The 13529-nt window shown below is 60.5% G+C and carries 17 protein-coding genes; 10 read left to right on the top strand and 7 right to left on the bottom strand.

Going from position 1 to position 13529, the window contains the following annotated elements; translation table 11 throughout:
- Positions 1–602 precede the first annotated feature (602 nt).
- Positions 603–1589 carry a hypothetical protein gene (locus AC07OY_RS27925; RefSeq protein ID WP_495045876.1) on the bottom strand — a complete coding sequence of 329 codons (987 nt, stop codon included), beginning with the start codon at positions 1587–1589 and terminating at the stop codon, positions 603–605.
- 34 nt (positions 1590–1623) lie between these two features.
- Complete coding sequence (locus tag AC07OY_RS27930) at positions 1624–2121, bottom strand: type I-E CRISPR-associated protein Cas6/Cse3/CasE (RefSeq protein WP_495045877.1); 498 nt, start codon at positions 2119–2121, stop codon at positions 1624–1626.
- Between the two features lie 649 nt (positions 2122–2770).
- Here AC07OY_RS27930 and AC07OY_RS27935 point away from each other — a divergent pair.
- From AC07OY_RS27935 to AC07OY_RS27945, 3 genes are all read left to right on the top strand, one after another.
- Positions 2771–3313: a hypothetical protein gene (locus AC07OY_RS27935; RefSeq protein ID WP_495045878.1), complete on the top strand. Its 543-nt coding sequence runs from the start codon at positions 2771–2773 to the stop codon at positions 3311–3313.
- A gap of 8 nt (positions 3314–3321) precedes the next feature.
- The gene (locus AC07OY_RS27940; RefSeq protein ID WP_495045879.1) at positions 3322–3459 is read left to right on the top strand and encodes a hypothetical protein; all 138 of its coding nucleotides are present in this window, start codon (positions 3322–3324) and stop codon (positions 3457–3459) included.
- Between the two features lie 610 nt (positions 3460–4069).
- Complete coding sequence (locus AC07OY_RS27945) at positions 4070–6427, top strand: AAA family ATPase (RefSeq protein ID WP_495045880.1); 2358 nt, start codon at positions 4070–4072, stop codon at positions 6425–6427.
- A gap of 119 nt (positions 6428–6546) precedes the next feature.
- On the opposite strand, the gene AC07OY_RS27950 is transcribed toward AC07OY_RS27945, so the two are convergent.
- Together AC07OY_RS27950 and AC07OY_RS27955 are read right to left on the bottom strand one after the other, a co-directional pair.
- A complete protein-coding gene (locus AC07OY_RS27950; RefSeq protein ID WP_495045881.1) occupies positions 6547–6804 on the bottom strand; it encodes an HNH endonuclease signature motif containing protein in 258 nt (85 codons plus the stop codon).
- Positions 6801–7013, bottom strand: a complete 213-nt coding sequence (locus AC07OY_RS27955) for a hypothetical protein (protein ID WP_495045882.1) — start codon at positions 7011–7013, stop codon at positions 6801–6803. Before AC07OY_RS27955 ends, AC07OY_RS27950 begins: the two co-directional genes overlap by 4 nt.
- A gap of 200 nt (positions 7014–7213) precedes the next feature.
- Here AC07OY_RS27955 and AC07OY_RS27960 point away from each other — a divergent pair, with 200 nt between their 5' ends.
- From AC07OY_RS27960 to AC07OY_RS27970, 3 genes are all read left to right on the top strand, one after another.
- Positions 7214–7750 carry a hypothetical protein gene (locus AC07OY_RS27960; protein ID WP_495045883.1) on the top strand — a complete coding sequence of 179 codons (537 nt, stop codon included), beginning with the start codon at positions 7214–7216 and terminating at the stop codon, positions 7748–7750.
- Between the two features lie 302 nt (positions 7751–8052).
- Complete coding sequence (locus tag AC07OY_RS27965; RefSeq protein ID WP_495045884.1) at positions 8053–8874, top strand: hypothetical protein; 822 nt, start codon at positions 8053–8055, stop codon at positions 8872–8874.
- 85 nt (positions 8875–8959) lie between these two features.
- Positions 8960–9265: a hypothetical protein gene (locus AC07OY_RS27970; protein ID WP_495045885.1), complete on the top strand. Its 306-nt coding sequence runs from the start codon at positions 8960–8962 to the stop codon at positions 9263–9265.
- A gap of 117 nt (positions 9266–9382) precedes the next feature.
- On the opposite strand, the gene csx15 is transcribed toward AC07OY_RS27970, so the two are convergent.
- From csx15 to AC07OY_RS27985, 3 genes are all read right to left on the bottom strand, one after another.
- On the bottom strand, positions 9383–9772 hold the full coding sequence (csx15, locus tag AC07OY_RS27975) for a CRISPR-associated protein Csx15 (RefSeq protein WP_495045886.1): 390 nt from the start codon (positions 9770–9772) through the stop codon (positions 9383–9385).
- Positions 9769–10461 carry a hypothetical protein gene (locus tag AC07OY_RS27980; RefSeq protein ID WP_495045887.1) on the bottom strand — a complete coding sequence of 231 codons (693 nt, stop codon included), beginning with the start codon at positions 10459–10461 and terminating at the stop codon, positions 9769–9771. Before AC07OY_RS27980 ends, csx15 begins: the two co-directional genes overlap by 4 nt.
- 203 nt (positions 10462–10664) lie before the next feature.
- Positions 10665–10979 (bottom strand): hypothetical protein, encoded by a 315-nt coding sequence (locus tag AC07OY_RS27985; RefSeq protein WP_495045888.1) that lies wholly within the window; start codon positions 10977–10979, stop codon positions 10665–10667.
- A 288-nt stretch (positions 10980–11267) separates the two neighbouring features.
- Between AC07OY_RS27985 and AC07OY_RS27990 the strand changes: the two genes are divergently transcribed.
- The 4 genes from AC07OY_RS27990 (at position 11268) to AC07OY_RS28005 (ending at position 13507) form a co-directional block, all read left to right on the top strand.
- Positions 11268–11876, top strand: coding sequence for a hypothetical protein (locus AC07OY_RS27990; protein WP_495045889.1), 609 nt, complete (start codon positions 11268–11270; stop codon positions 11874–11876).
- The gene (locus AC07OY_RS27995; protein WP_495045890.1) at positions 11867–12142 is read left to right on the top strand and encodes a hypothetical protein; all 276 of its coding nucleotides are present in this window, start codon (positions 11867–11869) and stop codon (positions 12140–12142) included. The genes AC07OY_RS27990 and AC07OY_RS27995 overlap by 10 nt, the downstream gene beginning before the upstream one ends.
- A gap of 288 nt (positions 12143–12430) precedes the next feature.
- Entirely contained in the window at positions 12431–12739 is a 309-nt protein-coding gene (locus AC07OY_RS28000) for a hypothetical protein (RefSeq protein ID WP_495045891.1), read from the top strand.
- A 150-nt stretch (positions 12740–12889) separates the two neighbouring features.
- Positions 12890–13507 (top strand): recombinase family protein, encoded by a 618-nt coding sequence (locus tag AC07OY_RS28005; RefSeq protein WP_495045892.1) that lies wholly within the window; start codon positions 12890–12892, stop codon positions 13505–13507.
- Positions 13508–13529 lie beyond the last annotated feature (22 nt).

Consider the following 13529-nt stretch of genomic DNA (forward strand, 5'->3'; position numbering starts at 1 on the left):
GTCATCTCTGCGCGCAGCTCCAGCCGCGTGTTCCAGTAGCCACCCATCCGCTAGGTGGCTTGACCTTACGCCGCGACGGGCTACTGATCGTTGGCCTTCCAGTAGCCACCCATCCGCAAGGTGGCTTGACCCAAGATGCCGAAGCAGGACAAGGCTGACCTCTTCAAGTAGCCACCCATCAGCTAGGTGGCTTGACCGCCTGATTCCCATGACCGCCGGTCGCACATTTTCCAGTAGCCACCCATCCATTCGGTGGCTTGACCCGCGCCGCGCTTCGGCCCGTAGATGCGGCCCTTCCAGTAGCCACCCATCCATCAGGTGGCTTGACCGTTGAACCCGGCGCATTCCCGCTGGCTCATCTTCCAGTAGCCACCCATCCATCAGGTGGCTTGACCGGCCGCGGCCACGACCTAGGAGACCCAGCGCTTCCAGTAGCCACCCATCCATCAGGTGGCTTGACCCTCGATGACCTCGCCCAGCGTCATGCCGGTCTTCCAGTAGCCACCCATCCATCAGGTGGCTTGACCGATGCGCGTTTTGTCCTTGCCGCCCACCATCTTCCAGTAGCCACCAATCCATCAGGTGGCTTGACCCGCTCATGTTCAAACCCCTGCGGCAGCAGTGGAATCCAACCTGAGAGGCTCATCAAACCGCTCAACCACCATAGGCATCCACCCCCCGGTCGTCACAATTGCGTGCAGGGCGCCGTCGACCTTGACCACGAATCGCCCACTAACCTCCCCGCAGCCACGGGCCACCTGAGCCCCTAGCAAGGGCCGCTGCGAGAGCGCATCAAGCCCCGTGAGAATCATCTCCAGGTCCCTTTCACGGGCGCGCTCGACGACCAGTTTTCCGCTGAGGTGCAAGCCCGGGGGCAGCGCGTAGAAAGTGGTGATCGTGCGGCTGCTGTTCTGCATCTCGCCCATCGCGGACTTGGCCTCGGAAGCCTTGGCCTCAGCTACGACGAGGGCCGCCTCCAGGTCGGCAGCGTCCGTACCGGCCTTTTTGGCCTTGCGAAGCTTTGCCTTGATGCCGCTGACAAGGGCCTCTGCCGCAGCTCGGGCCGAATTCGCATCGGAGCGGCCGAAGTACGCCAAACGGTCGTCAGCCGTCAGGGCTTCGAGAACGCCTTCGGTGTCCTCCAGGTCCTTGCGGGTGCCCGTAATGGGCTCGGGGAGGACTGGCACGGCGGGCAGGAAGTTGGACACGAGGAGGCGGCTCTTGAAGGACCACCGGCCGAACAGGTCCAGGATGGGGTCTGCGTCCCGCTCCTTCGCGATCTGGACCAGATCGATTTCGTCTTTGCCGTCGCCAGCTTGGCCGAGAACGTCGCTGTACGCCTGCTGCATGGACGTATTGCCAACCCCGCGGGCGCGCATCGCGGCCATCGCCACGGCCCTCCGCAGGAAGCCGCGCACGGTGCTGGCCGGGAGGTAGCCGGTGCGCCTGGGCTGCCCGGCATTATCCAGGCCCATCGCCGTCACCGGGAAGTTCTTCCAGTCGTTCTCCTGCTGCCCCTCAGCGATGGGCATGGCGATAGACAGCGGGCCAACCGTCGAGATGGTCGCGTCAATGATGATGGTGCTCATGTTGAGGTCCCCCTGGTCTGGCTAGTTGTTTGGACTACAAGCACATCATGCCCATGCCAAAAGCCTTGGCGGTGCTGCCCACGCCACTGCGTAGCGCGGCGCCGAAGAGGTCCACATCGAGGACCTTCAGGACGCCTGTGAAGTCCGTTTGATCGACGGTGAAGGACCGCCCTGATTTGTCGATGACCGCCATGCGTGCGGTGCAGTGGACCGAGATGACCTCGAAGCCGTGTCGCAGCCCTTGGCGGTCAAGCCAGGCGTGCCGGCTCCGCCAGTCCTGCGTCGGCCAGTAGCGATGCCGGCCTTTGACCTTGGAGCCCGTCGAGGCCCTGAGCGTGAAACCGAGGATGCTCCCGGCTTGGAACTCCCGAACGGGCAGCGGGGTCGCTCCGGTGAGCAGTGCCTCTGACCTGATGCGGAGATGTTCGCCCTGATCCACGTACTGGGCAGGTGTCCCGCCTACGAGCCCCGCGACCGCCCTGTGGACTGCGTACCCCACAAGCCCAGACGGCTTGGTGATGATGTGATCCAACTTGCACCCTCCCTGGCCTCTCTGTGTTCGTCCTCATGGTAGGGCGAGTTCGAGGCGCTACATGAGGCGCAACCCTAACGGTGGTTCGCTGAGGAACACATAAAGGGTCCTCTCAGGGCTCAACCTCGGCGTAGCCGCGACCAAATCGAAGGCCCGGCACAGGCATCAGCGACGACTGAGGCGACCACGTCAAGAGCATCCACGAGACGCTCAACGTCAGCAGCCGCGCCGAAGCATCCAGCTTGCTCGCTGCACTGGCTTGTGCGGCATCCAGCGCCCCCCCGAAGCCCAGCTTCCAAGCCTGAGATATCCTGTGAGCCATGGTCCAGCCGCGCGCCCTTCGCTGCGCTTTGAATGTGCCGCCCACCCCGCTTTGGGACGGGCGGGGCTGGACCGTGCCCGGCACGCACGCCACGCGCGTCGCCTTTCACCCGCTGCCGAGTGCCATTCAGCGCGTTCGGGGCGGGGCCGCCCTCTCCTTCTCTTTCAGCCTTCCGACGTCGCCGTCATACCGATCAATAGCGATCTAACGCTACTGGTCTGCGCGGCGACGCTTGTTCACAAGACAGGCTGGGCCGCCGCATTGGCGGTCTGACTTAAGACCGTTTGAAGGAAATGGGTCTTACTAGTTAATTAGAGGTATTTTTAGATGAGCCAAAACATTGTTTGGTTGATTGACGCGCTTTTTCACTACGAAGCGAAGCATCTGGCCACCCTGGTTGAGGGCGGCATGCTTAAAGCCTATGACGGCTTCGATCGTTTTGGCGCTGCCAAGCAGGACCAGCGCGAGCTGGCCCTGCTGGCAATCGCAAATCACGCCCGCGCCATGTCGGCGCCGGAGGCCGAGGACTACAAGTTCAACCTGTTTCTCCTGCGCGGCTTCGCCGACAGCATTCACACGACGGCTGGATTCCTGGGCATCGATTTGCTGAAGGCCAGGCCGGCAACGGGGGACGGGTCGCTTCAAGCCGAGCTTGCTATGTTGAAGGGTGAAAAGCGCGATGCACGGCTGCTTCAAGAGTTCCACGCTATGGGTGGGCGTCGCCCCTCTGAGCCGGAGGGCGGGCGGCGGGGTGCGTTGGTCGAATTGGCCGGGCGGCTGGGCAAGGACGACAAGACCATCGGCCAGATTCTGGACCGGGCCCTGAAGGCCAAGAAGAAGCCGTACTGGCCCACCCCCGGGCTGCTCTAAAGCCGCCAATGAACACCGCCAATGCCGCCGAATTGGCGGTGTTCTCCCAGCGAGCGAAAGGCCAGCAGATGGCGGCGTTGAGGCTCTGCAGCATTGTGACTTTCAACGCGCCAATCCTGGCTGAAAGGTCCCATGAACGCATTTAACAAGGCCCCGTTCGAGCCCATCACCTCTAGCAAGAACACACCTTCCCTGACCGCATCTCGCACTGCTTCTCCAGTCACCAACAGCGGCATCGAAGAGCCCCTGCCTGCCGCTTGGTTCTACGACCACGATGAACTGAAAACCCATCTTCGGGCTCTCCGCAGCTCTTTTCCGAGCCTGGGGACGAAGGGCCTCGGGCCCCGCCAATCCAACGAGGCGACCAAGAAGGATCATCGAGACCCGATGATGACGGCGCGATTTGTCGGTCAGTTTGCCCGCGCATTGACCTACCTTGCAGGCTACACATCGCCGGCCACTTCAGAGGCGCCTGGCCTCCCCATCGCGCTGCACCAGCAGGTAGCAAAGTGCATGGGAGCCTCTGTATCGGTGGGGGCACTTGCATGCGCACATTTGGCGCTCAAGGGGACCGTGCAAGAGGTTGAGGACGATCTCCGGTGTCGCACCCTGCGCCGAGCGTGCCTCGCGACGCCCATGCCTGTGTCGGTCGTCCTCCGCAAACGCGGCTAAGACGCTCCGAGGCCGCACGCCTCTTCTACTACTTCCTCGCGACGCGCGTCTCGGCGCGCGTCCGCGATCATTCTAGGAACAGAATTGAATCAACCTAAGTTTGGGTCCGGGGCGCTCCATTCCGCGCCGGACGCCGTCGCCATCGAAGGGTCGGACAACCTCACCACCTTGCAATCGGCCGGCCCATTGCTCGCCAAGAGGTGGCTTGCTAACGGCTCTATCGACGACTACAAAGACGCCTTGCAGTTCAAGCCGACATGCTCGCGCGTCGACGGGCTGCAGTCCATGTATCAGCTGCTTTGCATGCTTGAGAGCAAGCACGATGTGTGCCTTATCCGTGGCGCTTTCAACGGCCACTACGCCGCCGAGGCAGCGGCCAAAGACCTCGCAAAGCCGCTTCTGCCGGGGTACGTCTTGCGACGCGGCGACTGCTTCTCGGACCAGCCGCTTCACTGGTTCATGATCGACGTTGATCATTTCAGGCCGGTGTTTAAGGACCCGGTAAAGCAGCCCGAAGAAGCGGCGTTGGAGTTCATCGAGCACAGCCTGCCCAAGGAGTTCGCCGACGTCAGCTTTGTCTGGTCGCTGTCCGGCAGCGCCGGGCACGCCAAACACGCAGGCAAGCTCAAGATGCATCTCCATTTTTGGCTGGAGAAGCCTAGGACCAGCGCAGAGCTGGCGGCATGGGCCACGTCGCTGCCGAAGGGTGCAGTTGACGCGTCCCTATATCACCCTGTGCAAGTCCACTACACCGCAGCGCCCGTCTTTGCCGACGGCGTTGTTGACCCGGTGCCGCGCCGCATGGGGCTTCACGAAAGTACGGCGGGAAAGTCTGCAGTCAGCCTGGTCATCGACCCCGCCACGTTGGCCCGCGCCAAAGCTGCGAGCGCAGAGCGCAACGAAATGGCAGACCCCGCCGAAAAGCCCGGGTTCATCGGCGCCTTCTGTCGGGCTTTCAAGCCTGATGACCTGCATAAATTGCTGCCTCAGCACTTTCAAGAAAGCCGCCGGAGTGGGCATTTTGACTGGACGGAGCCAGGGGGCAATGAGCACTCCAAGGGCGGAGTCTTCGTCACAAGCTGCGAATTTGGCCTCGTGAGCAGCCATGACACGGCACCGACCGGGCGCAACAGAGCCTGCAACATCTATGACTTCGTGCGCCTGCATCTCTTCAGCGAGCTTGATGCCGAAGCTATCCCTGACTGCCGGGTCAGTGACCTGCCGAGCTGCAAGGCAATGAACGAATGGATCACGGAGCACCATCCCGATGTCGTGGAAGATGTTCCGTCCGGCCTGCGGACGGCCGAGGAGGACTTCGGGTCTATCTCTGAGGACGATGGCGACCAAGCCGCCGTGCGTCCCCGGGCGGCCTCGCCCTCGGGCAAGCTGCGCGTCTGGCGTCCAGCCGAGCTTCGTGGCAGGCCCGCAGCGAAGTGGCTTGTTCGCGGCCTTCTTCCGCTGCACGGGACAGCGTCCCTGGTGGGAGATTCAAACGTCGGCAAGTCATTCCTGGCACTCGATCTGGGCATGGCCGTGTGCCGTGGCGCGGCATGGTTCGACCGCGTCGTAGATCAGGGGGCCGTCCTCTACGTCGCAGCCGAAGGCGGTCATGGCTTCAAGAGCCGCCTTGCCGCATACGAGCAGTATCACGGCATCGACGTGGACACCCTGCCTTTTGGGCTTGTGGATGATGGTCTAGACCTGCGTACGAACAACATCGACACCCATCGAGTCATCGGCGCCGCCAAGGAACTGGCGGACGCGACAGCACAGCCTCTGCGGCTTGTTGTGCTCGACACGGTGGCGCGAATGATGAACGGCGGCGAAGAGAACAGCAGCGCCGACATGGGCCACGTGGTTAATCGCGCGGGCGACATTGCGGCGGCCACCGGTGCGCTAGTGCTTCTGATCCATCACACGGGTAAGGATCACCAACGCGGGGCCCGTGGCCATTCCAGCTTCAGGGGTGCGCTCGACGCACAGTTGCTGATCGTCAGGGAGCGCGGTTCATGCACCGTCAAGGTGGACAAGCAGCGGGAGGGCCCAACGAATATGCAGCTCGCCTATCGACTGCAGCAGATGGACCTTGGCGTATCAGGCGAAGCCTTGGAATCGGAGTCCTCGGCCGTTGTGGTGTCTGAGGCCGTGCCGATTGCTCTTGAAGCGACTGATGAGCAGCCGAACCTGTCCGGGTGGGCGGAGCGAGCCTACGACGCCGTGCGGGCCTGCCCGGTACTGTGCAGGGGCGAAGCCATGCTCAAGGGAGACTTCGAAGCGTTTGCTGAGGGGTACTTCATTGAAAGCGGCATCGAGCTGAAGACGCATTGGGCAAAGATGCTGAGGAGGGGCCTTGGCGGGCTGCGGGTCGATGGCCTGATCACGTTGACGGAGACGCATATCGCTATGCCGGGGCCCGACGACGGTGCCTTCACTTTGCATTGACGTGGGCATTGGAACTCTGGAACTCCTCTAAGAGAGGAGTTCCGTGAGTTCCGAGTTCTGCCGGGGGAAATTCCACTCTGCTCATGGAAGCGCCACGCGCTTCAGCACCCGGCAAAGCCTCACCTCTTCGACGTCCTTGGCGCGCGCGTCCTCGACGTCAGCCACTGCATGTTCCAGTGCTCGTCGGCACCTTGCGCGCACAGCGGCTCGATGTGGTCCACGACGTACCCTGGGCATGACCCCGACGTCTCCCCGGTCGACGGACACGGGTTCAGGCGCTTGAAGGTCGCAATGAGCTTCTTTGAGCGTTCAGGCTTGGCCTCGGCGCCGCCTGTCGCGAAAGCCAGTGCGGCGAGGCAGATCAGAAGCGCCTTCATGTCGCGAGCAGTCGAGCGTCGATGGCTGTGTCTTCCCACTCGGCCCACGTCGCTTCCGTGACCTCAACGCCGCTCAAGAACTCAGCGGCCTGCGCCTGGTCCTCGGCCATCTGCGCGGGCGTCCGGCGCATCAGGTGCGACAAGGCCGCTTTGGCCTGGAGGTAGGAGCCAGCGGCAAGCTGGAACAGTTCGTTGGTGCTGGCGGTCAAGATCGTCCTCGATGCGATGACGCCGGTCTCGGCGTCGGGCGCCGCAGACACCATCACCCCTGGGAGGGTGAGAAGGGGGATGCGCCGCAGCCATCCCCCACGGCGTCCTCCTTTTGGTGGATACCCAATTGAGGGCGCTACATTGGCGAGGAAAGCTGTCTTTGAGCCCGCGCCCGCTTGTCTTCCAGCCTACCCCGCCAATGCGCTTCCATTTCCTTTGCGTAACGCTACTAGCACTGACCGCAATCTCCGGCCAAGCCGCGCCAGCAGGTCCATTAGGCCTTGGTAAATTTCGTCCGCAGATGACACGCGAAGAGGCCCGGCTGGCAGGCCAAATCAACTGCCGCCCGGAGATGCGCAACAGAGATGGCAAGCCTGCTCAGGTCTGGTGCGACATCCCAACCGAACAAGCGAAGCTGGGTACTTTAAAAGTGCTCGCGGCGACGTTGCACTACGAGACGCCCGGGTTTGATCGGGTGACGTCTGTCTCTCTGCGTGTGGCAGGGTATTCAGGCCCTGCCGCCACGGAGGTGCAGCGGGTGCAGGGTGTGAAGCTCATGCCGAGCAAGCGAAGCTATACCGGCTCGGCCGGCGGCGTACAGGTAAGGGTGTCGGACGCAGTGGATGATCCCGAGACTTTCATTACTTGGAAGGCAGAGGCTCAGCCAGATGCCAGGATGGTCATCAAGCAGGCGGCGCAAGCTAAGGCCGACAAGGCTCTGCTGAAGGGCTTTTGAAGCGGCGCGATCCGACGCTTCAGCAAACAGTGCCTTACGTCCCTCAGGGGGGCACCTAATTCATGAAACCGCATCGCCTTGTTGTTCCCGCGAGCCTAAATCTTCGATCCGCTCTTGCATTCGGACGTGAAGTTGCGGCCCTACCATTGCAATCGGTATACGAAGTCGACTTTTCCCGCATCGGTTTAATCGAGCCTTTTCCGATGCTATTAGTGGCGAACGAATTGCGTCGACTTAATCAACGAGTTCCCGAGCCCGACATCCTTTGCGTCGGACACGAACTAAAGACGTACGCGGCGCACATGGGTTTCTTCCAATCGTTTGGCCTGTCGCATGGAAACGCGCCGGGACAGGCCAAAGGTAGCGGAAATTACCTGCCTATAACTATATTTGATACCGAAGAGTTGGAGCGTCAGGCTGCTTCTCAAGGAATTGAAGTCGGCGATCAAATTGAAGCGACGAGCAAACGCTTGTCTTCCATTCTTTGTGGTGATTGCGACGGGTCTCTATTTGATACTTTGACTTTCTCGATCAGAGAAATAATGCGCAATGTCGTCGAGCACAGCCGCTCTGAACGTTTTATGCTATGCGCCCAACATTGGCCAACTAAACAACGCGTCGAGGTTGCTATTCTTGACTGTGGAATCGGTCTCAGGAGTAGCCTCTCAAGAAATCCGCATATCGACGTTTCAAGTGATAAAAAGGCAATAAATTACGCGCTCATGCCCGCTATATCAGGTAAAGCTTTTAAAGGGTCAAAGCTCCGCACCAAGGGAAACTGGAGAAATTCCGGGTTCGGCTTGTACATGACCAATCGTATATGTCGAAATGGAGGCAACTTCTTCATCGCTAGTGGCGATACAGGAATGTTGCTCACAAAGACAGACGGAAAAAGCTATTACGACTGTGCGCTTGAAGGGACGGCGGTGCGAATGGTCATCGACACTTCGACCCTTGCCGAACTGCGGGGGTCCTTGGAGCGTTATCGAGAGGAAGGCTACAAGTTCCAACAACAATATAGAGAAATTGTAGACATCGATCCATCTTCCGCGTCGCTGATGTTATCCGACGATTTTGAAACGTCCACTATGGACAAGATATTGGCTAAGCTAAAACTTCGCTAGTCATTTGTCGGCTGAGGTCGAACCAGCGACAAATCGGGTTTTGCCCTAATCGAAGGGCTTGGAGAAGCCAGCAGACACTCGCACCGTGCCGGTCATCCTGCGCATGGAAGTCCGCCTGGACTGGCTGTATTACCCGGTGGCCGACGCCAGCAAGTACCTGCAGTGCTTCCCCGCGGAGCTGCTGGAGACCTACCCTGAGCCCGCGCCCTGGAAGAAGCTGCCGGAGCCTGCGTCATGGGCCAACGCACTTGAGGTGTTCGAAGACGAGTGGCGCGATGCCGCCGAGTACCCAACAGCGCGGATGCTGAATGCCAGGCGAGCAAGGCCGAAGAGCAAGCCACCGTCCTCGCCGGAACCACCACCGCCGATGACAGGCGACCTGTTCGATTGATGACCGCCAAAGGGAAAGGCACACAGACGTCGGTTGCTGGGTGCAAGCGGGCATGGCTGTTGCCCGGCTTGAGCTGCCAGGAGAAACAAACTACTTACTTCGGCGCCATCGCTCGCCTTACCCGCCCGCCAGTTTCGCGCGATAGGTACGACCTGCCGCTCGAACCTGGTTTAGTGTCATATTGAAGTCCATCTTGGGAAGGTATACCCCCTCTTCGGACATTTCCAAATAACATAGGCGTGGGAAATTCCCAAGCACTCCGTGAAGGAAGCCAAATAAGAGGACTGCCAACGTTGCTTGGCCAGGCGGAATAACAGTTACTGGAAAGGTTCCATCGAGATGAAATGGAATTTCATCGACAAGCGACCGCAATTGAAGAGCTGCATCAGCACCGAAGTCAAACTCGATTGGTAGAGCCGTATAGATTGGGTCATACGTTACGCCAAGTACACTGTATGCTTCTGCGCTTAGCGAATGGCCAGAGAAGTTCAGCAGCGCCCCTTTCATCGAGAAACCTTATGGAATTTTTCAAACCCTTCCTTGACAAGCTCATGCACGATGGAATTTGAATAATCCTCAACATGATAAGTAGTTTTTTTGTCGGCAGATTTTCGACTGAAAACAATATGCTTGTCGTCGAAAAGGTACATGGAAGTGGCATTGGCAACCGGTTGCGTGCGATGCACCGTTACAACGGAATCCAAAGTGGACGCCCGCCGCTTTAGCGCCGCCCTCAACCAGTCCACTCCTGATTTTTCGTCGTTGGATTGAAATGCAACGATCTGGATGTCAGCACCTGACTCAAGTTTGTCTTTGAGCGTCTGGATGATTTTCATCAAGTCGGCCCGGTGCTCTTCACGAAAATCGTCGGGATGATCGAAGCTACGCAAATAGATCCTCGCGTAACCGCAGTCACCAAGCCTGTCGACGATTTCGCCGAACCACTCGACGCTTGTCATTTGACTTACCTTGCGCGACCGGTACCACATCCAAACGGCCAAGGACACCACCAGTAGCGCAATGCTCCAGTTTGGCAGCCAAGTCGCGTTGGCGATTGAGATAGCCAAGGCCGGTGCATTGCTAGGAAAGATAACGACCGCAATCCAACCTAATAGACTTACCGCGCCTGCCGCTGCAACACGCATGCTTATAGGGTACAGCCAATGCTTCTTGAAGGGGCTCGATTCTGCGGTCATGTTCTGACGCTCCCGTGTTGATATCTGCGACATGGACCACGAGCCGTCGCCAGACATCACGCCTAGCATAGGGCACGCTGAACGGCGGAGAGCAGAAGAGATACCGCATCAGCTTTCCAGACTCGTCGGTCATTGCCGCCATGTCGAGTCAGAGCCGCGCACCACGCTCAATCCGGCCTCGTTGACGTGCGTGTCGTCGTACTTCATTCGATATCTCCTGACGCGTCTGGCATTACCGATCCGGCTGCCGGGGCGAGCTGATCCATCGACGTGCGTCGGGCCCTGCCCAACGTCGGCGGGAACTTCGCCTTGGCTCGGGCCTCGGCCTCGTCAACCGGTTCACGCACTGGGTCACACCACCACACCTGGGGCACCGGCTTTGGACTCTTCGCGCTGAAGCCATGGTCCTCGTAGCCCAGCACCATGATCTGGCCATCGCGGATCTTGACTCGCACGCGGTCGAGCTGCCGCCAGTGACCCTCACCGCCACCACGCTGAAAGAGCAGTGCGGCCGTCAAGGGCCGACGTTCTCCGTCATCTGCCCAACCACGATGCACCGTCACCCATAGCCGCCCCCGGACGGGCACTAAGGCCTCAAGCCGCTCCTGCGGCAGTCGCCTGCCACGCTGCCTCGTCTGAATTGCATCCACCCACATACTGTATGTTTATACAGCCATCGGCTGACGGATGGGGCCCGCGCAGTGCGGGTAGACGTAGCACCAAAAGTGACGTACTGTATAAATACACAGTCTTTGCGATGGGCCACACGAGAGGGTCGCCGCTGAGCTGCCAGCGTGGAGTCGCCCATGAACAGCAAGTTCTACATCCCTTACTTCGCCATCAACCCCTATGGCGCTGACGTGCCTTCAACGGCCATGGAGGCCGCCGAGACCGCCCTGGAAAGCCATCTGGGCGGCGCCTGGCAGGTGCTGTGTGCCAAAGCAGCCTTTGAAGAGGCTGGAGGCCTGCACGCCTTCTGGCGCGGCCTGCACCCGCCGGACATCACGCGCTGGACCATTGCGGCCCATGCAGCGGTCCAGGCCGCATATCAGGCCCAGCAACCGCTGCAGGCCACCATCGAAGACGTCGAGCAGCTGAATGCGGCCTGCATCGACGTCATCGCAGCAGCGCGCTACGCCTACACCGAGGACGAGTGGCTACGCGTCTTCACGGCCCATTTCGGAATGAGCGACTACTGCGACTCTCATCAGGAAGCGTTGGCCGCTGGCCGTCAGTGGCTGTCCATAGCTCGTGGGGCGTGCCCCATCGCCGCTGCGGATCAAGAAATTCTGAGTAGGTGCCAACGCGGCAGACCACCGGCCATGTCCGCCAACGAGGACCCGGCCGTGCACGTCAGGTCCGGACCGGCTCGCCAGCCCAATCCCGCATCTCATGGAGCGCAGGTATGTATCTGAACCTGAACGACCCCGACAGCATCGTGAACTGGTGGCGCGTCTTCCCTGACCGACACGGCAGCTTCCTCGCCTACAAGGCCAAGAACAGCCCCGAGTTCGGGCCCGCGATCAGGGAGGCCTTGTGGCGCATCGAGGCCGATCCGGAGCTATGTGACCTACTGGCGCAAGCTGAGCGGCGGCGGCGCCAGTTCGAGGCCGACCAAGCCGAGCGCTCCAGCGTCCTCAGCAGCCTCCAGCTACGGCACCAAGAACTTGCCATGGCTTGATGCGACCAAGTGCCAACTTCTGCATAGCGCCCTCCCCTCACCGGGGCCAAAAATGATCCGGCACCACGCTCAACTAAGGCCACTTTAGGAAGGCCAAGTCGCGGCTTGAATCGGGGTGTGTAGGGGGTCAAGTCCGTCCCCCTCTGATTTGACCGCCAGATTTCGAGAAATCGGCGCGGCCGCTCCCGGTAGTCATGCGTGCTCAGCAGCGTGGGGCCCTAAGACCAGCGGATGCGCTGGCGGCGCTGGCGTGACAGGATTACGCCCTACCCATGGTGAGGAGGCCCGATGAACCGCTGGGATGCACTGATTAAAAGCGCCATTGCAACGCGACAGATCCTTGTGCTGCGGTACGAGGGATGGTCTGCTGAGCGCGCCGTTGAACTGCACACGTACGGCCGCGATGCGAAGGGTGATGACAAGTTGTCAGCCTGGCAAGAATTTGGCGGCAGCGACTCAGGCGAGCAGACGGGGTGGAAGATCTTCAAGGTGTCGAAGGTCATCTCGCTTCGAGCCGAAGGAGGCGTGTTCAAAAGTGCGCGTGACGGCTACAGGCGCGGCGACTCCAGGTTTCAGATCATCTATGCCGAGCTGTAGTAAGGCCCTGGTCGCCCATACGGAAAACTAGACCACTTCTTTGATGGTGTGCGCCCACGATGAATGGCCGTCAATTACCCATACGTAAATCACTTGATTTCCGTATAGAAGGCAGGCACGATGCGAGCCCTTCACTTAGGAGGTCGCCCCATGACCAGACGCAGTCATCAGCTCAGGGTCGCGCTGTACGCGCGCGTGTCCACGGACCGCCAGACCACGGACAACCAGCTTCACGAGCTACGCGCCGTGGCCGAACGGCTCGGCTGGGAAGTAGCCCATGAGTACATCGACAAGGGCATCAGCGGGGCCAAGGGACGCAAGGACCGGCCCCAGCTCGATGCAATGCTGAAGGGCGTGGCCCGGAAGGAATTTGATGTCGTCGCGGCCTGGTCCGTGGACCGCCTGGGTCGGTCCCTCATCGACCTCATCACCCTGCTTCAGGAGCTGCACAGCACAGGCGTGGACCTGTACCTGCATCAGCAGGGCATCAACACAACCACGCCCGCCGGCCGCGCCATCTTCGGGATGATGGGAGTCTTCGCCGAGTTCGAGCGAGCGCTGATTCAGGAGCGGATCAAGGCCGGCATCGAGCGGGCCAGGAAGACTGGCACCAAGTCGGGCCAGCCACTCGGAAGGCCCAAAGCCTTGCAGGAAGTTGAGGTCAAGATTCGGGAGCTGCGAGCTCAGAACATGAGCATGCTGAAGATCGCGGCTGCGGTCCCGTGTGGCGTGTCAGTAGTGCAGAGAGTGTTGGCAGCCGAACGCTGAAGAGGCCGTCGCCCGCTGGCCG

This window comes from Roseateles sp. GW821-FHT09H10 (assembly GCF_059415865.1).